Source organism: Leptolyngbya sp. NK1-12 (assembly GCF_032598965.1).
GTDB lineage: Bacteria > Cyanobacteriota > Cyanobacteriia > Elainellales > Elainellaceae > Elainella.
In genome coordinates, this window is record NZ_CP053586.1 from 1471695 (window position 1) to 1496113 (window position 24419).

Below are 24419 nucleotides of genomic sequence, written 5' to 3' on the forward strand. Positions count from 1 at the left end.
GGAAGAAGCTGTTTAAACCGTCCTGCTCGACGCTTCAGACTTCCGCCTAATATTTTGAGAACCTCAGGAGAGCAGGAGAACCCCAACCCTGAGTGCAGTTAGAGTTCTCCTCAATCACCCGTTTCAGTTTTCGCAGTTTCAGCCAAACTCAAACCACGAAATTGAACCAGCTTATTGCCTACTCTTCCACCTCAGCCCCTTCAGCTCCTTCAGCCCCTTCAGTCGTTGGAGGAACCAGCGCTACCGCCACAATTGCGTCATCATCATCCAGCCTCTGGACACGCACACCTGTAGCTGCCCGTGACTGGCAGGAAATGGCCTTGACTGCTTGCCGGATAATAATGCCGCGACTCGTAACCAGGATAATTTCGTCGTCTTCGTTGACAATCCGCAGTGAGGCCAGACGGTCATTCGCTTTGCGGAACTTGATCGAGCGCAATCCCATGCCAGCCCGATTTTGGAGACGGAATTGGGTGATCGGCACCCGCTTACCCAAGCCGCCCATTGTAATGACTAGCGCCCAGGGACCTTGGGTATTGCATTCGGCTTCCAGTTCCTCAGATTCGCTGTCAGCGTCGGCCTCGTCACCTTCGGCAATACTGGCAACCACCTGACTCGGCAGAATATCCATGCTGATCAGCTCGTCGTTTTTCTTTAGTGCCATCGCCTTGACGCCACGAGTGGGACGGCCCAGGGGACGCAACTGCTCGTCAGTGGCCCGGAAGTGAATTGCCATGCCCAGGCGGGAGCCAATGATGATGCTGTCTTCGACCCGCGCCAGCCGCACCCACCGCAGCTGATCGCCCTCTTCCAGGGAAATTGCGATCAAACCATTGGCCCGGATGTTGCTGAAGGCCGAAAGCTGAGTTTTCTTGATGAAGCCTTTTTGAGTTAGCATCACCAGATATTCCTCATCGGCAAATTCCGTAACCGACACAACTGAGGTAATCTTTTCTTCGTGAGAAATCGGCAGCATTTGTACAATCGGGGTGCCGCGCGCTGTGCGCGATCCGGTGGGAATTTGATAGGCCTTCAAACAGTAAGCTACACCTCGATCGCTGAAGAACAGGACATTGTCGTGATCGCAGCAGGTGAGGAAATGTTCGATCCCGTCATCCTCTTTCATCCGGGTTGCAGCCTTACCGCGAGTAGCTCGGCTTTGGGCTTCAAACGTACTGACCGGCATACGCTTAATGTATCCCTGTTCCGTCACCAGAATAATCGCCTGTTCATTCGCGATTAGATCTGTATCGACTAGTTCGCCATCGGCTCGTTCGATTGCGGTGCGGCGTGGGTTGGCATAGGAGGATTTGAGGGCAGCAGCCTCAGTTTCGATAATCTGCAAAATTCGCTCGCGTTTTGCCAAGATGTCGCGCAGATCGGCAATCTTGAGCTGTAGGTCTTCGTGCTCTTGCTGGATCTTTTCGGCTTCTAGAGCGGTCAAACGGCGCAACTGCATTTGCAGAATTGCATCGGCCTGCACGTCGGACAAGCCATAGGTTTCGATCAGCTCTTGACGCGCGGTTGGGGCATCAGCAGCATGGCGAATCAGGTCAATAATCGCATCCAGGTTTCGCAGCGCGATCAGGTAGCCTTGCAGGACATGGTCTCGCTCCTCGGCTTTGCGCAGCTCATAGCGCGTGCGGCGAGTAATGGTTTCAACCCGGAAATCGAGGAAGACCTGTAACGCCTGCTTGAGGCCAATCGTTTGCGGCTCACCGTTGACCAGCGCCAGCATGTTGACGCCAAAGTTGGCTTGCAGCGGGGTTTGCTTGTAGAGGTTATTCAGCACAACTCGCGGATAGGCATCGCGGCGTAGCTCGATCACAATCCGCATACCGTCTCGGTCGCTTTCATCACGAATGTCAGCAATTCCTTCTAAGCGGCGTTCGTTGACCAGTTCCGCAATCTTTTCAATCAGAGCGGCCTTGTTGGTTTGGTAGGGCAATTCAGTGACGATGATCGCATCACGGTCGGGCCGTCCTCGATGCTCGATCGTTTCGATGGTGGCAACGCCGCGCATGGTGATGGAACCGCGTCCAGTAGTATAGGCTTCGCGAATGCCGCTGGTGCCAAGAATTTGACCGCCGGTCGGAAAGTCAGGACCGGGGATGTACTGCATTAACTCGCTGTTGCTAATGTCAGGATTGCGAATCAGAGCGACAACGCCATCGAGCAGTTCCCCTAAATTGTGAGGCGGAATATTGGTAGCCATGCCGACGGCAATCCCAGAAGAGCCGTTTAGCAGAAGCTGCGGGACACGGGCGGGTAGAACCAGAGGCTCTTGCTGCGAGCCATCAAAGTTGTCGGTGAAATCGACTGTGTCGGACTCGATGTCTTGCAGAAGGGCGTTGTTGGTGAGGGCCTGCAAACGACACTCGGTATACCGCATTGCGGCGGGCGGATCGTTATCGATCGAGCCAAAGTTGCCGTGACCATTGATTAAGGGATGGCGCATCGAGAAGTCTTGGGCCATGCGGACCAGCGCGTCGTAAACGGCGGTATCTCCATGAGGGTGGTATTTACCCAGCACTTCCCCGACCACACGGGCGCATTTCCGGAAAGGACGGTCATGCATCAAGCCCAATTCATGCATAGCATAAAGAATACGCCGGTGAACTGGCTTAAGACCATCGCGAGCATCTGGCAACGCCCGACCCACAATTACGCTCATGGCGTATTCCAGGTAGGAGCGGGACATCTCGTTGCGTAGATCGGTGGGGACAATCCGTTCCTGTATTGGCTCCTGGGAAAAGGTCATATCCTGCAAAAAACTCCAAATCTGTGCGATTCCAGCAGCGAATTCAAAAAATCAAGCAATCTTTGCTATTCTGACTCCTGGTAGTTGCCAAATATCGCGCTTTACCTCTAAAATTTTAGCGCATTTTGCCTATGAGTGAGATGCAGGATAACTATACAGCTTGGCCCGATCTGCTAATGGAAATTCTTGATCAATCCATATCGGCTTCTCGGTCTACTTCTTCCTCTAACGTTTCCGGTTCTAGCCGATTCTCCTGACCAAAGCGTTTCTCGTACCAGTTCATCAGGGGCGTGGCGCTAATGCCGTGGATGATCACCGACAAAGTGATTGTGAAGAACGTGATCCAGCTCAGGGGTGAGGCGATTTCGTCAGGGATGCCGTCGCTTAGAGCATAGGTGAGGTAGTAGAGCGAACCGACACCGCGAATCCCAAACCAGCCAAACAGCAGCCGAGTTGTAGGGCGCAGGTTGTCCCCAATCGTGCTGATCCAGGTAGCAATCGGGCGAATCAGAAAAATCAGCGCTCCGGCAATCAGCAAGGTTTGTCCGCCGTAGGTAAAGACTGGCTCAATCCGCAGCATGGCTCCGACCAACAAAATGGTTCCAACTTCCAACAAGCGTTCCATCAAGCCAGTGAAGTGGAGCTGAGAAGTTTTCTCTTCTGAATCGAGCGAGCGGCTGCGACGCACAAAAACCCCCGCCACAAACACCGCCAAGAATCCGTAACCGTTGATGGCTTCTGTTAGCGCATAGGTAATCAAGATCGTTGCTAGCGCAATCAAATCTTCCATCTCTTCTTCGACACCATAGGCGCGCCGCAGCCGTTTACTCAGGGCGTTGATTATTCGGGCAACCACAATTCCACCGGCAATTCCAGCCGTAATTGCCCAAATCAAATCTACAGCCACCCAACTCTTAAACCAATTGTCCCATTGGTTATCCTTCAACCAGTACAAACCAAAGTAAACAAAGGGGAAGGCTAGAGCATCATTCAAGCCTCCTTCCGACGTTAACCCAAAACGCAGTTCGTTGTGATCGTCTGTGTCGGTCAGCTGCACTTCGGATGCCAAAACCGGATCGGTTGGAGCCAAAATTGCTCCGAGTAAAATGGCCGCGCCCCAGTCATATCCCAGACCAAAATGGGCCAGCAAAGCAATTGCGCCAATTGTTAGCGGCATTAGCAATCCAATCAAACGTACTGTGGAATGCCAAGCCCATGGATTCAATGGACGATTCATTTTAATGCCGCAAGCGAACAGCGACACGATTACCACAATTTCAGTCAGCCGCTCTAAGAATTCGGCATCTGGCGACAGGTCAATGATGCCAAACCCGTAGGGACCCAAAAATATGCCAGCAATCAGGTAGATCAGCGCGTAAGAAAGCGGCAGTCGAGTGATCCAACTCGAACCCAACGTTACGCCCAGCAACAGGAGCCCAATCACTAGAAAATCCCAGATATGTGAATCAATCGACATTTGAATATCCCGTTACTTTGAAGAGGTTGAATAAACAACTTTGAGATAGCCCAGTCGCAAGGCTAGCAAAACTGGGTCAAAAACACGTCTATCACCAGATACAGCTTTGTTGTAGCCAAATTCACTGATGGATGCTGGCGGCTCAAAGCCACGCCTACACAGACAAAACCCGTCTACAAGGGTTCATTATCCTGCTCAGAACCGGCGCAGGGTATTCGACAAAGCTCAGCCGAGTGCCGACTTAATCTGTGTAGCAACGGTTCGAACCGCTACAAACAAACGATTTGTCAGCCAACTAGATTTACTGAGTCAAGTTTACAGATCACTTGAACTGATAGGCTGGTAGGCATGACCTGTAGCGTGCGGATCAACCATGCCAGAAGGACCGGAAATTAAACGGGCGGCGGACGAAATCGCCAAAGCGATTCAGTCTCGTCCTACCACCAGCGTCTTTTTTGCGTTTGCCCATCTCAAAGCCTATGAAGCAATTCTGCAAGGCCGAGAAGTCACCGTGGTACAAAGTCGAGGTAAAGCGATGCTGATCCGGTTTGATAATCAGCTCACGATCTACAGCCACAATCAGCTTTACGGTAAATGGATGATTCGTCGCGTGCATGATTATCCTCAAACCACACGCCAACTGCGGCTGGCGATTCATAACGAAAAGAAATCTGCCCTGCTCTACAGCGCCTCTGAGATTGAAGTGCTCGATGAGATTGCGCTAGCCTACCATCCGTTCTTGAGCAAATTGGGGCCGGACGTGTTGGATACAGCGACTACGGTAGAGCAGGTAGCAGAACGTTATCTAGACAAGCGCTTTTACCGGCGGCGGTTGGCGTCATTACTGTTAGATCAACAGTTCCTCTGTGGTTTAGGCAATTATTTACGCAGCGAAGTATTATTTGTAGCTCGAATTCATCCACTCTTGCGTCCAGGTGATTGTTCCACAGAACAAATTCTAAGATTAGCTGAGGCGTCAATTCAAGTTACTCATCAGTCTTATCGCTGCAAGGGAATTACGAACGATTTGCAGTTGGCCCAATCCCTGAAGGCGGCAGGCAAACGGCGCAGCGAATATCGCCATTACGTATTTGGCCGCCAACACCGCTCCTGCTACATCTGCGGTACGCCGATTGTGAAAGAAGTTTTGGCTGGACGAAGGCTCTATTATTGTCCAAATTGTCAAACTTAGAGTAAGCCTAATCCGCCTAGCTCCTGTACGATAGAAACATCAAACAATGCTACTGAGCTATGACTCAATCGATTTCAGCCACTTCTTCAGTGTCTTCCGAGAACCCTACAGAGGCCGGTTCTCCAGAGGCTTCTCAGGCGCTGTCCAAAGATGTTATTTTTCCGCAAGGAGAGTTCTGGAGTGATGAGCCGCCGTTGGAAAGCGATCGACATCGGGATCAAATTGAGCTGTTGATCCGCCTGCTAAAAGCTTGGTGGCAGGAGCGCAACAACTTTTATGTGACAGGAAATTTAACCATCTATTTCAGTCCGAATCAGAAAAAATCTGAGGATTTCCGTGGTCCTGATTTCTTTGTGGTGCTGGATGCGGAAAAACGCGATCGCCGCAGTTGGGTTGTCTGGCAAGAAGATGGCAAGTATCCCAACGTGATTATTGAACTGCTGTCGGATTCTACTGCCGCTGTGGATAAAGGACTCAAAAAACAAATCTACCAAAACACGTTTCGCACACCCGACTACTTCTGGTTCCATCCCGACACGCTAGAGTTCAAGGGCTTTCATTTGGTGGATGGAGTGTACCAGGAGTTGGAATTTACCCCCGAAGGCTGGTTGTGGAGTCAACAGTTAGGCCTATATCTCGGCATCCTAGACGGAAAACTGCGCTTCTATACCCCTGAGAAGGAGTTGGTTTTGCTTCCCGAAGAAGCAGCTCAGCAACAGCTCGAACAAACCAGTCAACAGCTTGAACAAACCAGTCAACAGCTCGAACGAGAGCGGCAGCGGGCACAGCACCTAGCAAACCAATTGCGAGCAGCTGGGATTGATCCTGATCAGATTTAATTATTTTCGTTCTACTTTTATCTACTTGAACTATGCAGCTTAGCGATCGCCCTACCGTCTCTGATTCCCTTGCTGACACGCTGCGTCAACGTCGGCAACGGCTAGCGTTCCCTGGTTCTGCGGTTCTTTGGTCGGGGCGCAGCAGCTCTCGTAATTTTGCGGCCAACACCTACCCGTTTCGGGCCAGCAGCCATTTCCTCTACTTTGCCGGCCTACCCTTGCCGAATGCGGCAATTCGCCTAGAAGCAGGCCGCTTGGAGCTATTTATGGACGATCCGACTCCGACGGATATTCTCTGGCATGGTGACAGTCCACGACGCGATCAGATTGCGGCTGAGATTGGCGCAGATGCCGCTTATCCGTTGAGTCGGCTGAAGGCGTTCGCAGAAGGGGCCGCCACGCTTCCAGTCATTGATGCAGCCACTCGGCTCCAACAATCGCAATTGCTCGACCGCATGTTGACGCCATCTACCATGCTGCAAGGCATTGACCGAGAGTTGGCCGAGGCGATTATCCAACTGCGCCTGAGCCACGATGATTTGGCGATCCGGGAAATCCGACGGGCAGCAGCAATTACAGTTGCAGCTCACGAGGCAGGCATGGCGGCTACGCTCCCAGCTAAAACCGAAGCAGAAGTGCGGGCGGCAATGGAGCAGGTAATCATGGCACACAACACGACCTGCGCCTACACCAGCATTGTCACAGTTCATGGCGAAGTGCTGCACAACGAGCACTATCATCATCCGATTCAGGTGGGCGATTTGCTGTTGGCCGATTTGGGCGCAGAAGCTCCGTCAGGCTGGGCTTCCGACGTGACGCGAACTTGGCCGGTATCAGGACGCTTTTCTTCGACGCAACGCGACATCTACGACGTTGTGTTGGCCGCTCATGATCAATGCATTCAGGCAGCGCGTCCGGGGGTGGAGTACCGCGATTTGCATTTGCTGGCAGCGTCAATCATTGCGGCAGGACTGGTAGATTTGGGTATTCTGCGCGGCTCGGTTGAAGCGTTGGTAGAAATGGATGCACATGCGCTGTTTTTTCCCCACGGGGTTGGTCATTTGCTGGGGCTGGATGTGCATGACATGGAAGATTTGGGTGATCTGGCGGGCTATGCAGCAGGGCGGACTCGCAGCGAGCGGTTTGGGTTGGGCTATTTGCGATTAGATCGTCCACTTCAGGTAGATATGGCGGTGACCATCGAACCAGGATTTTATCAAGTGCCGGCAATTCTCAATGATTCGGAACGGCGCGAGGAATATAAAGACGTAGTAAATTGGGAACGGTTAGCGCAATTTTCTGATGTACGCGGGATTCGAATCGAAGATGACGTATTAATTACCGAAGTCGGAAGTGAAGTACTGACGGCCGCACTACCGACTGAGGCAACAAAGATTGAACAGCTTGTCCAGAATGCCTCAACCTAACCTCACTCAATCTAAACTGATCTGACTACCCAGCCGGTCCTGCGCCAAAAACATCCGATCGTTCGGCAAGTGGGCAACGGGTTCTGTCAAGGTAAAGGTTCCAGCCTCGATCCACTGCTTTAGCTCCTGCGCTACTAAACGCGACAGATAGACGCTGGCTAGCGGAGCTGTCCGGACAGTTTTACCATCAATAGTAATGCGGCCCGATTTGAGCTGGGCATAGCTCACCAAACCAAACGTGGGTCGGACTCGGCGCGGAATTGAAAAGTCTACAACTGGGGCTACCAGGTCCTGATCTTGAACGGCACAGTGGGCCACGACTTCTTCATTCAAGACAGGCAGCGGTACTCCTACACCCAGCATCAGTCCCGGTCCGTAACTTTTGAAGTAGCAACCCCGAACCCAACGCGGATTCATTTGTTTGGCATTTCCGATCAACGCTAGGGTAGCAGCTGGTCCTACGGGGGTACGGTTAGGCAAACGCTTTTGCAGGGGAAAATGCTGTGTTCCTTCCCAGGCCACATAGCCAATCCCGCCGCCTAAAAAAATTCGCGTCCCGATGCCAATTAACTGCAAGTCCGGATCGTTCATTAAGGGTGAAATAGCACCTGGATTGGAATAAACAGCGTTACCCAAATGGGGTTGGAGCGGACCCAGATAGGTATACAGCGGACGATCACCACCGTTGACGCCAACGATAAAGTTCTGGTACAGGTTACGGGGATTGAACAGATAAAACTGGTTGATGCTGTCTTTGGTGATGGTCGTTTCAAAGGAGGCACGAGAATAGCAGTCGGTGACTTGTCCCAGTGCCCGCAGATGGACTGCTTTGCCTGCGATCAAATCAGCAATCACATGGCCGCCGCCGCGCTCTCGCACTTCTTCGCCGTCGCTAGATTCACCGTGGGGAGTGCTATAGTCGGCAACTTGGGTTGCGCCTAGGTAGAGATCGACTGCGCCAAACCCGGAATAGGCCGGAACGCCATCCAGCCAGCACTGCCGAATTTTGATTGGCGGGTCGGTGTGCCCAATGTTGAGGATGGCCCCAGACGACTCCATCGGCTCAAACGTGCCAGTCGTGATCACATCCACGCTTTTTGCAGCTTTGGTAACCCCCATGTCCTGAACCTTGGCTTTCAGTTCCTCCACGGTCCAAACCACGGCCTGCTGCCGCTGAATCTTATCGTTGATTTCTGCAATCGAGGCCATAGAAGGAAGTTGCGATCAAAGGCTATCAAAGTTTATCTTTTTCAAACTTCTTTTCAAACTGCCAGCGCCGCCATGCCAAAATACCTGCCAAAATAATCGTCGGAGACAGAACCAAGGCCAAGGCAATTTCTGGTGTAGCCGGAATCTGGAGTAGAGGCACAAGGTATTTGATCGCTACTGCCAAAATTGTTGAAAGAACCAGCAGTTTCATCACAAAGAGCCACTGACTATCCATGAACCTCTCTAAACTCTCTAATTCGACTGGATGGGACAAGCTGTTGGAGTGTTTTTAGCCTAATGCATTGGGGGGACAGTTGGAGTGTAATCACAAAAAATCAGCTACTTGACGCCGATAAAAATACTCACCTGTCCCGGTTCATACACCTCAAAGTCAGTGGCGAAGGCCCGTTGATAGCAAGAATTAGAGGCAAAGTAATGCCAGATTTGCTGCCACAGGTGCAGAACTGACGTGACGGGTGAATTGAGCCAGCTAAACACAAGGTAAGAACCAGCCGGAATGGTGATACCCACCATGTTTTCTAGCGGGTTGTCGATGCTGCTGACCTCGACTGCCACAATCAGAGAATAGGCCAAATGCTCACTGAAGCGATCGCTGCTGTAGTTGGTGTAAACACCATAAAGCACCTGAGAATTGACGCAATCAGGAATATCGAGCCAGAGTTGCTCGGCGACAAAACGATTCCAGAGATGAGGAATTTCTGCCGTAGCGGAATTCATTTCGCGTCGATGGCTGGTGCACACCTCCATGCCCATGACCAGCAGTTCATCTCTCTGCACGAGGTGTGGCGTGACGATTTTGATCCCCGCATGGCAGCCTTCCATAACCTGACCTCACAGTTTAATTTGCAGCGATATAATTTTACATAGTACAAAAGTACCATATAGTCAAGGAGATCAGGCAATTATTCGAAAGATCTTTCAGCAATTCACAACTATTTGAGGTGGTTGGGCTTAATGCAAACAGCTCTAGCCCTCAGCGCACCACGGATAAAAAGGCGTGTCAGTCATTGGGATAAACCCCCCTGGGATTCGTTTATTTTCCTCTAGGTCACCTGCTGCATTTTTTCCAAAGGAAGCAATCCAAGAACTGGCATGTGCTCTGAGTGGACAAACCAATACGCCGTTGTTCATTAGCTGGTCTACTAATGGGCTGGGTATTTCATATTCAGCCGAAGCCCAAGCAATAATTCGAGTATAGGGAGCACCGTCCGGTTGGCCTGACCTCCCGTCACCTAACAGTACGCGCACATTTGTGCAACCGTCCTGTTGAAGCAGCAGACTAGCACGCTCAATCATCGCGGTATCAATGTCGATGGACGTAACCGATCCCTTCACACCAACGATATTCGAGAGAAGGGCCGTACTATAGCCAGACCCAGTACCAATCTCAAGAATCTGATCACCTGGACAGGGACAAAGCATACGCAGCATCTGCTCAATAATTTTTTGGGCAGATGACTGGTGAACCTGCGAACCATCCTCATAGCGGGTGTAGTAATCAATGTTGACACGGAAAAAACTCTCGGCAACTACATCAACCATAGAGTCATGGTGCTGGCGCACCTCTGGAAGCTTCTAGATGACAATCAACCCAACAATGACTGCGCTGCTAATTGAGGTACATCGCTCGGCTCTGGAACAGTAGTTGTTGATGGTCTTCTACTATACCACCATGCTCGCAGCGTTGGCGGTAGCTTGACGGCGTAGAGAGTGACAACAAAACTATGGCCAGCGTATTCCTGCCCAACGACTTCGACACAGTAAGAAGGGCTGTTTTTCGTGGCCAGATCGGGCACGAACCGTTTACCAATTCTGCGCCAGCTTGGTTCTTTGCCTCGCCATTGCAGGCGACAGCAGGGCCAGGGCAACTCTTCTCGGTCGAATAATCGGCAGCAGGGACCAATTACCCGGTAGGTGAAGTGACAACCGGGGCTATAAAAGGTTTGTCCGTGTTGGAGCGGATGCTGCATCACTCAAAAGCCTTCAGAGTAAAGAATTGCATTCCAGGATAGCACTGCTTGCCGAGAGAGCAATCTACCCTAACAAACAAGAGCAACAAACAAGAGAGCGACCGCAACTCCATCTTGAGTCCGATCGCTCTGTCCTAAAACATTCATTACTAATACTTTTGGATAGCTTACAGCAACCTCAGCCAGATTGCGGTAATGCCTGACTAGGGCTGGTATATAGCTGTGCTAGCTAGCTGGACTGACTCACCAGCTCGATTTCACCACGCCGGGCAGCAAACCTTGGTGGGCCATTTCCCGCAGCACATGGCGAGATACACCAAAATCGCGGTAGTAGCCTCTGGGACGCCCAGTCATCCAGCAGCGGTTGCGAACTCGGGTCGGAGCGCTATTGCGCGGCAATTGTTGAATTTGACGGTGGATCTCTAGTCTTTCCTGTTGGGTCTCAGCGCTGGCAAACTGCTCCAGCAGCATTTCCCGCTTCTGAGCGTACTTGGCCACCAGCTTTTGGCGCCTTTTCTCCCGCTCAACCATGCTTTTCTTTGCCATGAAAGAGTTTTAGCCTATTTAATACAGCATTTCTAATTGTATCGAACTTCTGGGCTGATTGCCCAGGTGATACTCAAGAATGCTTAGAAAACAGTTTGAGGACTTTCTGCTACGGCTTCAGAGAATTCCAACGGCAGAAAGACCGAGAAGGTAGTTTGTCCCGGTTGGCTCTCAACCTCGATGCGTCCAGCATGACGTTCGACAATTTTTTTCACGATGCTCAAACCCAAACCACTACCTTCGCCTTTGGGCTTGGTGGTGAAAAACGGATCAAAGATTCTAGCCTGTAGTTCGGGTGGAATCCCTTTGCCGGTATCGGTAATATCTACCCGAATATCGTCCTCGGTCCGAGTAACGGTGATGGTTAGAATGCCACGGTAGTCCATACCATAGAGGGCATTGCTGAGCAGATTTGTCCAAACCTGGTTCAGTTCGTCTGGAAAAGCCAAAATTGTCGGAAAGTCGCCGTAGTTTTTCACTACTTCGACACCGCGCTTGATCTGATTCAGGTGCAGGGTAAGCGCCGTTTCGATGCCTTCCACGACATCGGTTTCGGTTTTTCTGCCGCTGGCATCCTGGTGAACATAGCGCTTCAAGGCCAATACGGTTCTGGCAGCTCGGTCGGTGGCAGTCAAAATGGTGCGGGTGCTTTTTTGCAGGCTGGCAAGCTGATACACCGTATCGAGGATTTGACGGCTATGGGGATGGCGAAGCAGCGCTAGAAAGGGATCGATATTCTCGTAAATCCCGATATCGACTAACGTGTCCGCCACCACATCGGCATCGGCGATGGCGCAGGCTTCGAGTTTCTGCATCAGCAGGCGCTTGAACTGACGTTTTTCGCGACTGGATAGGCCGGTCAGCAGCGGCATAGATTCTAGCGATTGATGCAGCAGGGCGAAAAAGAGCTGCCAATGGTCTGGATCGATGGCTTGCAAAACCCGGGTGAATTGCTCTAAATTTTGGGTCAAGACATGATTGACAATCTCTGCCGAAGAGCGAATCGCGCCTAGCGGAGTGTTGATTTCATGAGCAACGTTAGCAACCAGCTGCCCTAAAGCAGCCATTTTTTCAGCCTGAATCAATTGGCTCTGGGTGGTTTTGAGTTGGTTTAGCGTCCGGATCAAGTCTTCGTTTTTTTGCTGGAGTTTGGTTTGCAGCGAGCAGATGGTGAGATGGGTTTTGATCCGGGCAATGGCTTCTTCGATTTGGAATGGCTTGGTGATGTAATCCACTCCACCCACAGCAAAGGCTTTAACTTTATCGAATACATCGCTCCAGGCGCTGAGAAAAATTACCGGAATATGGCTGGTACGCTCGTCAGCTTTGAAGCGGCGGCAAACTTCATAACCATCCATTTCGGGCATGTTGATGTCCAGCAAGATCAAATCAGGCGGCAGCTTTTGGGCCGCAGATAGGGCTAAGCGACCATTGGGAGCAGCTCGGACCTTGTAGCCTTGTTCGCTTAAAATACCAACTAGCAGCCGGAGGCTATCTGGCGTATCGTCAACGACCAGGATATTCATCTGGGTCTGGGTCTGCTGGTCCATAGGGAACACTGTTTCAGCTCATGCCATTCTGAGGTCTGGATTCTAGATTTTAGATCTTGGTAGCAATAAGCGGCTGAACTGCCAGGTACCAATTGTTCCCGATCCGACTGTTTTGCACCCAATTGCTGCTTGCTGATATAGGCTCTATTGTCAGGTAGCTATGGCAGGTAGCTATGGAGTTCGCCTAGACTTCAGTTTGCCCAGGCTTCAGTTTGCCCAAATCGACTGGTAGGATTACTTTAGCTGCCGATTGGTATGTTCAAGGGCAGCTTAACTGTAAAGGTTGTTTGGCCGTTTTCGCTACTGACAGCGATGCTTCCCCGCAGTTTTTCAACTCGCTTCTTGGCGATAGTCAGTCCCAAACCCGTACTGCCCTGATGCCAAACGTTGTGATTGGGAATGCGGTAGAACTGCTGGAAAATGAGCGCTTGTTGCTCTGGAGGAATTTCCACACCTGAATTACTGATGCTGATCCACAGTTCGGAGTGGGCCAGGGAGGTTGCGATCGAGGGTAGGGCTACTGCTCCGCCTAAACGATCAAAAGCTTCTAACTCGGAGGCATCAGTCCCAGAAGGACCGGCATCGGGTGGAGTAGATAGGACTTGAACCGTGACCGTGATGGTTTCTCCGGCAGGGGTGTACTTCCAGGCGTTGGTCAGCAGCTCGGTCAGGGTTCGTTCCAGGTGGAATAGGTCAGTCGTAAGGTTGGGAAGCGCAGGAGGCACCTCAATCTGCAAGTGTTGTTGGCGCTCCTGCATGCGTTCGATGAACGGTTCGGCAATATGGGGAATCCAGAGATTGAGGCTGACGGTAGACAAGTTTAACGATTCACTGCCGCTATCTAGCCGCATCAGGGCCAGCAAATCATTGAGCAGGTCGGCTTCTTTCTGGCATTCAGTCCGTAGAATCTGCAAGTAACGATCGCACTGCAGCACGGTGTCGGGAACGCCCAACTGCTGTAAGCGCACTTCTAACATCTGAGTTGCCATGCGGATATTAGAGATTGGAGAGCGCAACTCATGGGAAATCGAGTCCAGAAAATTGTCTTTGAGCTGGTTTTGGTACTCCAAATCCTCAATCTGGGACTGCAAGGCTTGATAGAGCTGCACCTGCTGCATAGCAAGGGCTAAATAGGTTTGACTGAGTGCTTCTTGCGTTTGAGTTTGCTGCCAGAGCTGCTCTTTCGACTGCTGAAGTGCGGCAAGGGATTGCTCTAGTTGCTGGACGGTGGCCTGTAGCTGGCTGTTTTGTAACTCCAGTTCGCGAGTGCGATGGTAGTTTTGAATCGCTTCCAACACGGTTGAACGCAGATCGTTGGACTGCCAGGGTTTGGCAATGTAGCGATAGAGGCTGGCAGAACGAATCGCCGTACCCAGAGTCTCTAAGTCGGCATGCCCCGTGATCATGATGTTGAGGGTTTGGGGCGAGCGAGTATGGATTTGCTGCAGCAGTTCATCGCCCCGCATTCCAGGCATAATCTGGTCGGCAAATACGAGCGCGATTTCGTATTGATCGACTTGCAGTTCTCCAAACAGCTCTAATGCTTCTTCGCCACTTTCTGCCGTCTCAATTAAGCAAGTGTCACCCAACACCTGTTTCAACTCGATCTTAAGGCTCTCGAGAACGGTGGGTTCGTCATCAACGCAAATAATGGCAGACTTGCTCATAGACAGGCAGTCCTGAGTTCAATTCAGGGCGATATGGCTTGGGGAAGAACCGGCAAGGCTTTGGTTAAATCCGCAGCAGGACATAAATCAGCTAAAACGCAACTGCCACAGGCAGGGTTACGAGCATTGCACACAGCCCGCCCGTGGTAAATTAGTCGGATTGACCAATTTTCCCAGTCGGGTTGGGGCAGCAGTTTGATCAAATCGCGCTCAATCCGAATCGGATCAGCTTCTTTGGTGAGGCCCAACCGTTGGCTTAGCCGTTTGACGTGAGTATCCACAGTGACGCCTGCGTGAATGCCATAAGCATGGGCCAAAACCACATTCGCGGTCTTGCGAGCCACTCCAGGCAGCTTCAGCAGCTCATCCATTGATTGGGGCACCTCTCCACCAAATTCGCTGACAATCATGCGGCAAGCGGCCTGAATATTTTTAGCTTTGTTGCGGTAGAAGCCGGTAGAGCGCACCAATTGTTCGATCTCACTCAGGTCAGCACTGGCCATCGCGGGCGCATCGGGAAAGCGGCGAAACAATTCTGGCGTGACTAGATTGACCCGTTCGTCAGTGCACTGGGCCGAAAGGATTGTTGCCACCAAGAGCTGAACTGGCGTTTCATAGTTGAGCGTACAGGGAGCTTCTGGATAGAGGCGCTTCAACCGAGTTAAGATTTCCGACGCCCTTTGCTTTTTGGTTCCCAGCTTTTTGGTTCCCAGCTTTTTGGTTCCTGGGTTTTTCGCTCCTAATTTGCGTGTAGTAACCACTATCGAACAGGGTGGGAGTGTAGAAGATGGAGAGACAGCAATGCTTTGCCCAGTGTGAAGCCGAGCAGTCTGTTAGGCAGTGATCCCGCTCACACGTTGTTGAGTTTATTCAATTTTCCAAACTTAAATGGCTAGACCTCAGAGAGCTAGTAACCATTCTCAAGATTTACTAAAACGACTCATTGGAACAGGCGTTGGAATACTTCAAGCTGAGCCGTGTCGCGCACAATCAGAAAAATGCCCAGACCGAGTAGGAGCACTAACCCTGTTTGCATGACATTTTCTTGAATGCGGGTAGGAATGGGTTTACCGCGTAAGCCTTCTACCAGTAGAAAAGCGAGTTGCCCCCCATCGAGAGCAGGTAGCGGCAGGATGTTGATGATGGCCAAGTTGATGCTGATGATAGCCGTGAAGGGAAATAAGGTATTGGCATTAGAAGAGGCTAACCCTGCACCCTGCTCAACAATTTTGACCGGACCTGCCACCTTACTAGCAACCGAAGGAAAATCAGTAAATAGCGACCAGAAGCCATTCACAGTGGTAACAAACATGCTCTGAAACTGCTCGGCAGCCAAACCCAGCACTTCAAAAAATCCATTGGGACGACGGTAGGCGGTAATGCTGCCATTGGGAGCCAACTGTACGCCAATCCGAGCCACGCCATCATCTCCAACTTTGGGTGTGACGCTCACCTGAAGCTGACGTTCGCCCCGCTGCACCTTCAAATCGACTGGATCATTCGGGTTATCACGAATCACATCCATCAGAGTGCGAATTGCCTGCTCGGATGCCCCCAGCTCTTGACCATCTGCCGCGAGAATAATGTCACCCGACTTGATGCCAGCCAATGCCGCCGGTGATTCCTGAGACGTCACTTCCGGCACAATCACACCGGGCTGAAAATCAAACTTTTCGGGTACACCAATCACACTATATTGGGCTACAAACACAAAGTAGGCAAAAATTAGGTTGGCAATCACCCCAGCGCTGATCACAATTGCCCGGTCCAAAACAGGCCGATTCCGCAACAGGTTGGGATCGTTGGGCGGGATCTCGCTGTCCGGATCATCATCGGGAAAGCCAACAAAGCCACCTAGCGGAAAGGCGCGAATCGCATATTCGGTTTCCGGTCCCTGATATTTCCATAAAATTGGGCCGAAGCCAATCGAGAAGCGATTCACATGAATACCTTGGAGCCGCGCCGCCAGAAAGTGCCCTAGTTCGTGAACCACAATGAGCAGCGCCAAAACTGCGATCGTTGCCAGAGTCCAAAACAATGACATTACCCCCAAAAACGTTTCTAAGTGCCTTCGTCTATTCTAGATTGCGGTTGCAAATCCGACTTTATATATAAATATAGATAAGTAGGTGGGCGCAATGATTGAGAAGACGCATTTCGACTCCGCTCAATGCGCAACGTTTCGGGAAGCAGAGGGTTGAGCGGAGTCGAGACCCGGCATTGTGGAGCGAAGATTAATTTAGCCTACCTACTTAGAGGATGTTTTAAAAGTCGCTATTGCAACCCGAACCGCCCCCTAAATCCCCCATCAATGGGGGACTTTGAACCAGAGATACGGGATCGGAAGTCCCCCACTAGTGGGGGATTTAGGGGGCGATGCAGTACTTCTGATACTTTTCAAACACTCTCTTAGGAGCCAGAAGTCAGAAGTCATCCTATACAAGTAGTTTTGTTATGTCAAAAGATAGAACCAGGATTTCTACTTCGTTCACCGTCCTCTTTCGACTCCTTCGACAAACCTGCCCCACCTCCACGCCTGACGCCTGACTTCTGACTCCCTCAATGATGCTAAGGTTGGGGCAGGTGCTGGCCTTTGCGAGCTGGCGCTGAACGCCTTCGTCAAAGGGCTTTATCATGATCAAGATTCTCCATCTTTCTGATATTCATCTGGGTAGCGGATTTTCTCATGGGCGAATCAATCCAGAAACGGGACTGAATACTCGTCTGGAGGATTTCGTGGCTACTCTGGGGCGCTGTATTGACCGGGCAATTGCTGAGCCGGTGGATCTCGTTTTGTTTGGTGGAGATGCGTTTCCGGATGCCACGCCGCTGCCAATCGTGCAAGAAGCTTTTGCCGCTCAGTTTCGCCGCTTAGTGGATGCTCAGATTCCGACCGTGCTTTTGGTAGGGAATCACGATCAGCATTCACAGGGTGCGGGTGGAGCGAGTTTGTGCATCTATCGCACCTTGGGAGTGCCTGGGTTTGTGGTGGGCGATCGGCTAGAAACGCACCAGATTCAAACTCGTCATGGCAGAATTCAGGTGATTACGCTGCCGTGGCTGACGCGCTCTGCTCTATTAACCCGGCCCGATGCCGACGGGCTATCGCTCGCTGAAGTAAATCAATTGCTAATCGATCGCCTGCGCGTGGCGCTAGAAGGAGAGATTCGCCGCTTGGATCCCAACCTGCCGACGGTGCTGCTCGGCCATCTCATGACGGATACAGCTCAGTTTGGGGCAGAGCGGTTTTTAGCCGTTGGGAAGGGGTTTACGGTTCCCATGTCGTTATTAGCTCGCCCGTGTTTCGATTACGTAGCGTTGGGGCATGTGCATCGCCATCAAATTTTGGCAGAACAGCCGCTGGTAGTTTATCCGGGCAGTATCGAACGGGTGGATTTTAGCGAAGAGCAGGAAGAAAAAGGCTTTGTCCTGGTTGAGGTAGAACCGGGTCAGGCCACGCTAGAGTTTTGTCCTCTGCCGGTGCGTCCATTCCGAACAATTCGGGTCAATGTATCGGATGTAAAAGATCCTCAGGCAGCCCTGATCGCAGCCATCGAGGCCGAAGAGTTTACGGATGCGGTGGTGCGATTAATTTACCAGGTACGACCAGACCAGCTCGACCAGATTGAGAGTCATTGTTTACACCAGTATCTCAGTGCTGCCCATACCTATACGATTCAGGCCGATTTAGTCAGCCAACTGGCTCGGCCTCGGCTACCAGAACTAGGAACCGGCCATGCAATTGATCCGGTAGATGCATTGAAAGCCTATCTCGATAACCAACCTCATTTAGCCGATATTGCAGCTGAAATGCTGGATACGGCTGCGGCGCTTTTGACAGGTGAGCCTGCGGAGTGGACCAGCTCAGACTTGGCAATCACTCCCCAACTAGCACCACTGAATGCGGCTACTGGTCTTGAGACGAGTACGGATGAGGCAGCTCAACTGCGTCTGTTGTGATACTGAGTTTGCAGTTCTTCGAGTAATTGAATACGTACTTAAATTCTGTTGTGATACTGAGTTTGCAGTTCTTCGAGTAATTGAATACGTACTTAAATACTTTGACTTGGTGTTGCGGCTTCTACGCAAAGTCCATCAGGTCAAGGCTGGCACGGAGCTACTGATGGCAACTAGAGCAATTGGCGACTAGAGCAATTTCTGCTTTGTTTAGCTTGCTTTATTTGGCTGGGCTGATTCGCTTAGCCTACCTCAGGTCCAACTCGCTGACCTGGGCCTCGCAAAGGCTCGACGAACGCAATCCAATCAAGCGCCTTGGGCTGCGGAATTAATTTCGCCTACGCCCGAATGGGTGCTGAAGGGCCGCAATTACTCTCTAATTTAGGCTTACTCTCCAGGCTAACGAGCCGCATCTAAATATGGGGTGAAATTATTATAAAGTTTTCATAAAGTTGCTTTTTGTAAATATTGCCTAGAAGCCTCACCTGACAGAACTTTCGACCCCAAATTTCAATATGAAGATTATGTAAAGTTACGTCGTTTATCCGTGATCCCGGATCCAATCTACAAAAACTTCATGCTACGCTGTTGCAGTTCCTTAGCCCGGAGTGAACACGTAACGAGTACGAGTTAAGCATTTTGTAGGAGTTTTGTTGATCCCGCTAATCAGTGGGCTTGATACAACTCCCCGCACTGCCGAGACTCCATAGGTTTTAGTCCGCTGCCAAGTTTGGCTTGTGAGGTTGGGTAGCGTTGCTGCCCGATCCCGGCGAAAGCCTATCTTCAGGTACTATTCACGATGGATGTATGAATCAAAAACTCTTAAGCGGTTTTACCGCAGCTTTGTTGGTTTCCACGCTGGGATTAGCACCTTCGGGATATGCTGACCAGCAGCAATCAACAGACGAACAATCGGGAGTAAGCGTTTCTGAATCAGGGTCTGCTGCTCAGGTCGCTTCCGCTTCGGCTCTTCGGGATTCCAGCTTGGAGAATCCTGAGAATGCGCAAAGTCAGGAGCAAGCCGTTCAACCTCCTGGCCAAGCGTCTAACGGAATCAGTTCAACAACTGCAATTCCTTCCCCTTCTGACGAGAAGGTTGGTGAAAAAGTTTCTACTCCGGCAGTTGCTCCAGCCGCTGCCCCCTCTACCTCGAACTCAACTGCGGCTGAATCTAGCGGTAGTCAACCTGTAGAGGTTGTCAAGGTTGGGGAATATCAGTCCCAGGACGCATCACGAGCTAATGCTACGGTTGCCACCATCCAACCCCATCCGTTACAAGGCCGCAATGCTGCCACGCTTTATGTCCGCAATATCCCTGTTTTAACGTTTTTGGGCGAAGCTGTGGGCGAATCTGCCTCTGGTGCACAGGCTAATCAAGCAGCAAGCTCCTCTAGTGGAGCAGAGGTTAAGGTCGCTAGCACTCAGGCCACCTCTGGTACAGCTGCTGCGATTCAGGCCAATTCGGCTGAGCCACTTACCGAATCGACCTCACCCATCCCCGATACCATTCCTAGTAATGTCAGCACCGATTCCACTGATTCTCAGGATCCGGTGTGGCGGGCAACCGCGACGGCAGCTCGCTTAAACCAGCTCTACCGAGACAATGTCAGCGCTGATGAGATTAAAATCTCTTGGGATGCAGCTCGTCAGCAGTATGTGATCAAGGCGAAGGATACGGAAATTGTGACGGTCGATGAAAGCACAGTTCTACCGGACACAGTTGCTAATTCATCGGGTGATCTGTTGCAGGCCACGAACCGGATTCGGCGGCAGATGGGCGGTGCATCCCCATTGGCCGGCATCGAAGGCGACCCGAACGGCATCCGCCAAGTAAGTTTGGGTAATTTGAATCTGCGTTTCTCCGGTTATGCTTCCTGGTATGGGCCTGGATTTGATGGCAATTACAGCGCCAGTGGCGAAGTATTTAATCAAAACGCGCTAACGGCGGCCCATCCGTCTTTGCCGTTTGGCACCAATGTGCGGGTGACCAATATGGATAACGGCCAGTCGGTTGTGGTGCGGATCAATGACCGCGGTCCCTTTGCTCATGACCGAGTGATCGATTTGTCGGCAGGGGCCGCTCGGATTATTGGATTAATTCACTCTGGTGTAGCTCCGGTTAGCCTAGAAGTTTTGGGCGTAGCTGGTACAGCGTCAAATTAATCGGCTTACTCTGATCGAACTCTTAGGGCTAAAGACGAACAGATTAAGAATCAATGAATCCAACGATTCAAATGAGGGCGCAGCAATAGCGCTCTTTTTGCTGTTTGAAGCAGTTCAACCCAGCGGGCCGAACAACTGGCAGCTCCAACTACGCGCCTTGGGAATCACCCCAGATTGCTAGCCTCGTAAGCGACAATAGAAGATTGTGCCAGCTCTATGCGCCTGCTTCATGCCAGTTCACTTTCACAACGTCAATACAATCTGGGCTTCTGTCCTAGTTGAAACTCTGCATCGGCTAGGATTAACAACAGCCATTATTTGTCCTGGCTCGCGTTCAGCTCCGTTAGCGGTGGCATTTGCTCAGCACCCGGCGATTGAGGCAATTCCAATTCTGGATGAGCGATCGGCAGCTTTTTTTGCGATTGGTTTGGCTCGCCACACTGGAATTCCGGTGGCTTTGGTTTGTACCTCTGGCACGGCTGGAGCCAATTTTTATGGAGCCGTGATCGAAGCGCGAGAAAGCCGGATGCCGCTGCTGGTGCTGACTGCAGACCGCCCCCCCGAATTGCGAGACTGCAACGCTGGACAGACTGTTGATCAGCAAAAACTTTACGGGACGTTTCCCAACTGGTATAGCGAACTTGCAGTACCCACCCTTGACCTCAATCTACTGACCTACCTACGGCAAACCCTAATTTATGCCTGGGAGCGCACGCTCCATCCAGTAGCGGGAGTCGTCCACCTCAACATTCCATACCGCGATCCGCTAGCCCCCATCCCACAACCAGACGCCCAAGCCTTCGCCGACCAATTTCCACCCGACTTTTTCAGCACCGTCCAGCCCAACACCTCTTCCCCCACCGTCCCTCATTCGGCGACGCTCACGAGCCGCATCTTCCCCACTCCCTTCCCTGCCTGCGAACGTGGTCTAATGATCGCCGGACTGGCCCAGCCACAGTGTCCTCAAACCTATTGCCAACTGGTAGCGCAGCTCTCTCAAGCCCTCCAGGTTCCTGTTCTAGCAGAAGGATTGTCGCCGCTGCGCAACTATGCGAAGCTAAATCCTAATTTAATTTCCACTTATGATCTCATCCTGCGCAATCCAGAACTGGCTGAGAAGCTAGCGCCGGACTGGGTGATTCGAGTGGGAGAAATGCCCACCAGCAAAACCCTGCGGCAGTGGCTGGCGCAAACCCAACCGCAGCAGTGGATCATCGATGCAAGTGACCGCAACCTCGACCCTCTGCATGGCAAAACGGTGCATCTACGCAGCTCGATTGAGCAGGTAGCGTCCCACTTGGGAACTCCCAGTGAATTTCTTGGCGAGTCCATGACCTATTTATCTCTGTGGCAGCATTGTGAAACTCAGATGCGACAGGCGCTGGATCGGGAGATGGCTGCCACAGAAGTCTTGTTTGAGGGCAAGGTGGCGTGGCTGTTGTCTCAGTACTTGCCGGAAGCAACACCTTTGTTTATTGCTAGCAGCACGCCGGTGCGGGATGTCGAATTTTTTTGGCAACCGGGAAACCGAGCGATTCGGCCCTATTTCAATCGGGGGGCCAACGGTATTGATGGAACTCTATCAACTGCACTTGGCATCGCCCACCGCAATCAGAGCAGCGTTTTGTTGACTGGCGATTTGGCACTGCTGCACGATAGCAACGGGTTTTTGGTCAGCCATCAGTTAGTTGGCCATCTGACGATTGTTTTGATCAATAATGAAGGCGGCGGCATTTTTGAATCGTTACCGATTTCGGGCTTTGACCCCCCGTTTGAGCAGTTTTTCGCCACACCGCAGGTAATTGACTTTGGGCCGCTTTGTCTGGCCCACGGTGTAGAGTATGAACGCATCGAATCGTGGCAACAGTTGATTCATTGCCTCAACCCACTGCCGACTGAAGGCATCCGCCTGCTAGAAGTGCCGTGTAGTCGCAAAGCCGATGCCCAAATGCGGCGAGAGCTGTTTGAGCGCTTGAAACAGTCAGCACACTGGGGCTAAAGGCTACCTTATACGTAAGTCAATCTAATCATCTGAACGATGGGTAGGGCAAGCATTTCGCTGGCGGTGGGCAAGATGCTCACGTTCCGCTTCGTGGTTCTGCTGTCATCAGTCAACAATGGATCAAGTCAATCAACGTTTAGCCTTCATCTAAAAAAAGAAGGGCGTACCAGCAAGCGGACGCCCCCTATAGATCTAGCGGAGAAATCTTGTCAAAATTTAAGCCTAAGCTTCGCGCTTCAAGGCAGCTTCGACCTGTTTGAACTCTAGCTCCAGCCGGTTCTTCAACTTCTCTGGTACCGGACGATTGGGATAGGAGCTGTAGTGGCCTGCCAGCGAGTTCAAAGCTGTGCGCATGGTAGTAAACGAACTTAGCTTCAGCAAGGAGCCATCGCGGCGATAGGTGGCCGAAAACTGATTGATTTTTTCACGGGCCTCTGCCTGGGCAGCGACTTTGTCTGGCGAGTCATCAGGTAGATCGAGTGCAGCTCTGAGGCTTTCAATTACTGCCAATGTATCCTGACGGTAGTTGCCGCTCAAGCCACCGGGAGCACTGGAACAGCCGGTCAGACCAACGACAATCACAAGTGCCAAGGCGATTAAACCCGATAACAATCTTCTCATAAAACCTCAGTGTCACAGAGCGCAACCAAATTTTAAATTTACAGTTATCCAGAGTAAATTGACCCTAAGGATAAACTGCCCATAGCCAATCTTATCCTGATCTTGATCCCGATTAATACCTACCTGGGCAGACAACGGAACAGAAAATTAGTTTGATTAGCCGGATTGCCCTGGAGTGAGGCATCCCCATCTGAGAAAACCCTGAAAAAACATGGCTGAAAAAATATCCAAGACGAGCCAACGGTGGTTGGTCTAAGCTGACATAGTTTCACGTTGTGCAGAGAGTAATGGAACTTAGTCAGCGTCAGTTTTCCAGGAGAACAGCCCAGTCAGAGTTTTGGGCAGGGTGTCGGGCAATTATCCCGCTGGTCGTGGGAGCGATTCCCTTCGGAATTATTTTCGGCACGTTAGCGGCCAGCAGCGGCCTCTCCCATGCTGGAGCAATGGCGATGTCTGCTTTTGTATTTGCTGGCTCCTCCCAATTTATTGCCTTAGGGCTGTTGAGTGCCGGTACCGCCCTTCCGCTGATTATTTTGACTACGTTTGTCGTGAATTTACGTCATTTGCTCTATGCCGTCAGCCTAGTGCCCTATGTGCGCGATTTACCTCAAGTTTGGAAACTACCGATCGGCTTCTGGCTGACTGACGAAGCGTTTGCAGTGGCCATTGCTCGTTATCATCAACCAGATCCGTCTCCCTATAAACACTGGTTTTATCTGGGAGCGGCTTTTTTCATGTATGCGAACTGGCAACTTTGTACCTGGGTAGGGCTAACAGTTGGTCAATGGATTCCCAATGCAGCTGCCTGGGGTTTAGATTTTGCTATGTCTGTTACGTTCATCGGTATGATCATCCCCTATTTGATCAATCATTCAATGTTTGCCGCCGTTCTAGTAGCTGGACTCGTTTCCCTTTTAGCTCATGGATTGCCACACCAGCTTGGCCTCATAGTCGCCGCCATTGCCGGAATTGCTACTGGCGCGCTAGTCGAGCAAATCAAAAAAGCTTGATTGTTCT

Annotated in this window: 20 protein-coding genes; 7 read left to right on the forward strand and 13 right to left on the reverse strand. The window is 51.3% G+C overall.

The genetic code is table 11. The features are described 5' to 3' along the window. Nucleotides 1–178: 178 nt before the first annotated feature. A complete protein-coding gene (gene gyrA, locus HJG54_RS05860; RefSeq protein ID WP_316433879.1) occupies nucleotides 179–2761 on the reverse strand; it encodes a DNA gyrase subunit A in 2583 nt (860 codons plus the stop codon). 190 nt (nucleotides 2762–2951) lie between these two features. After that, the gene (locus HJG54_RS05865; protein ID WP_316433880.1) at nucleotides 2952–4238 is read right to left on the reverse strand and encodes a cation:proton antiporter; all 1287 of its coding nucleotides are present in this window, start codon (nucleotides 4236–4238) and stop codon (nucleotides 2952–2954) included. 373 nt (nucleotides 4239–4611) lie between these two features. Between HJG54_RS05865 and nei the strand changes: the two genes are divergently transcribed. The 3 genes from nei to HJG54_RS05880 are packed head-to-tail and all read left to right on the forward strand — an operon-like array spanning nucleotide 4612 to nucleotide 7696. Continuing rightward, nucleotides 4612–5430 carry an endonuclease VIII gene (nei, locus tag HJG54_RS05870; RefSeq protein WP_316433881.1) on the forward strand — a complete coding sequence of 273 codons (819 nt, stop codon included), beginning with the start codon at nucleotides 4612–4614 and terminating at the stop codon, nucleotides 5428–5430. Between the two features lie 59 nt (nucleotides 5431–5489). Next, entirely contained in the window at nucleotides 5490–6269 is a 780-nt protein-coding gene (locus HJG54_RS05875) for a Uma2 family endonuclease (RefSeq protein WP_316433882.1), read from the forward strand. Between the two features lie 32 nt (nucleotides 6270–6301). Then, nucleotides 6302–7696: an aminopeptidase P family protein gene (locus HJG54_RS05880; RefSeq protein ID WP_316433883.1), complete on the forward strand. Its 1395-nt coding sequence runs from the start codon at nucleotides 6302–6304 to the stop codon at nucleotides 7694–7696. Nucleotides 7697–7702: 6 nt separating this feature from the next. On the opposite strand, the gene HJG54_RS05885 is transcribed toward HJG54_RS05880, so the two are convergent. The 10 genes from HJG54_RS05885 to rseP form a co-directional block, all read right to left on the reverse strand. Then, a complete protein-coding gene (locus HJG54_RS05885) occupies nucleotides 7703–8905 on the reverse strand; it encodes a homocysteine biosynthesis protein (protein ID WP_316433884.1) in 1203 nt (400 codons plus the stop codon). A 25-nt stretch (nucleotides 8906–8930) separates the two neighbouring features. Beyond that, a complete protein-coding gene (locus HJG54_RS05890) occupies nucleotides 8931–9140 on the reverse strand; it encodes a hypothetical protein (protein ID WP_316433885.1) in 210 nt (69 codons plus the stop codon). A gap of 104 nt (nucleotides 9141–9244) precedes the next feature. Beyond that, a complete protein-coding gene (locus HJG54_RS05895; protein ID WP_316433886.1) occupies nucleotides 9245–9748 on the reverse strand; it encodes a GyrI-like domain-containing protein in 504 nt (167 codons plus the stop codon). A gap of 144 nt (nucleotides 9749–9892) precedes the next feature. Beyond that, a complete protein-coding gene (locus HJG54_RS05900; protein ID WP_316433887.1) occupies nucleotides 9893–10468 on the reverse strand; it encodes a protein-L-isoaspartate O-methyltransferase family protein in 576 nt (191 codons plus the stop codon). A gap of 44 nt (nucleotides 10469–10512) precedes the next feature. Then, nucleotides 10513–10896: a hypothetical protein gene (locus tag HJG54_RS05905; protein WP_316433888.1), complete on the reverse strand. Its 384-nt coding sequence runs from the start codon at nucleotides 10894–10896 to the stop codon at nucleotides 10513–10515. Between the two features lie 243 nt (nucleotides 10897–11139). Beyond that, nucleotides 11140–11442, reverse strand: coding sequence for a 30S ribosomal protein S14 (gene rpsN, locus HJG54_RS05910; protein ID WP_036002746.1), 303 nt, complete (start codon nucleotides 11440–11442; stop codon nucleotides 11140–11142). Between the two features lie 83 nt (nucleotides 11443–11525). Further along, the gene (locus HJG54_RS05915; protein WP_316433891.1) at nucleotides 11526–12992 is read right to left on the reverse strand and encodes a sensor histidine kinase; all 1467 of its coding nucleotides are present in this window, start codon (nucleotides 12990–12992) and stop codon (nucleotides 11526–11528) included. 239 nt (nucleotides 12993–13231) lie between these two features. After that, a complete protein-coding gene (locus HJG54_RS05920; protein ID WP_316433892.1) occupies nucleotides 13232–14659 on the reverse strand; it encodes a hybrid sensor histidine kinase/response regulator in 1428 nt (475 codons plus the stop codon). A gap of 23 nt (nucleotides 14660–14682) precedes the next feature. Next, nucleotides 14683–15420 carry an endonuclease III gene (gene nth, locus HJG54_RS05925; RefSeq protein ID WP_316433893.1) on the reverse strand — a complete coding sequence of 246 codons (738 nt, stop codon included), beginning with the start codon at nucleotides 15418–15420 and terminating at the stop codon, nucleotides 14683–14685. A 179-nt stretch (nucleotides 15421–15599) separates the two neighbouring features. Then, nucleotides 15600–16703, reverse strand: coding sequence for an RIP metalloprotease RseP (gene rseP / locus HJG54_RS05930; protein WP_316433894.1), 1104 nt, complete (start codon nucleotides 16701–16703; stop codon nucleotides 15600–15602). Between the two features lie 590 nt (nucleotides 16704–17293). Between rseP and sbcD the strand changes: the two genes are divergently transcribed. The 3 genes from sbcD (at nucleotide 17294) to menD (ending at nucleotide 22778) form a co-directional block, all read left to right on the forward strand. Further along, a complete protein-coding gene (sbcD, locus tag HJG54_RS05935) occupies nucleotides 17294–18619 on the forward strand; it encodes an exonuclease subunit SbcD (RefSeq protein ID WP_316433895.1) in 1326 nt (441 codons plus the stop codon). A gap of 804 nt (nucleotides 18620–19423) precedes the next feature. Next, nucleotides 19424–20779, forward strand: a complete 1356-nt coding sequence (locus HJG54_RS05940; RefSeq protein ID WP_316433896.1) for a septal ring lytic transglycosylase RlpA family protein — start codon at nucleotides 19424–19426, stop codon at nucleotides 20777–20779. A gap of 229 nt (nucleotides 20780–21008) precedes the next feature. Continuing rightward, on the forward strand, nucleotides 21009–22778 hold the full coding sequence (gene menD / locus HJG54_RS05945; RefSeq protein WP_316433897.1) for a 2-succinyl-5-enolpyruvyl-6-hydroxy-3-cyclohexene-1-carboxylic-acid synthase: 1770 nt from the start codon (nucleotides 21009–21011) through the stop codon (nucleotides 22776–22778). A 225-nt stretch (nucleotides 22779–23003) separates the two neighbouring features. Here the strand turns inward: menD and psb27 are convergent, their stop codons facing one another. Then, nucleotides 23004–23402 carry a photosystem II protein Psb27 gene (psb27, locus tag HJG54_RS05950; RefSeq protein WP_036002767.1) on the reverse strand — a complete coding sequence of 133 codons (399 nt, stop codon included), beginning with the start codon at nucleotides 23400–23402 and terminating at the stop codon, nucleotides 23004–23006. Nucleotides 23403–23689: 287 nt separating this feature from the next. Here psb27 and HJG54_RS05955 point away from each other — a divergent pair, with 287 nt between their 5' ends. Continuing rightward, nucleotides 23690–24412 (forward strand): AzlC family ABC transporter permease, encoded by a 723-nt coding sequence (locus HJG54_RS05955; RefSeq protein ID WP_316433899.1) that lies wholly within the window; start codon nucleotides 23690–23692, stop codon nucleotides 24410–24412. The last annotated feature ends 7 nt before the right edge of the window (nucleotides 24413–24419 follow it).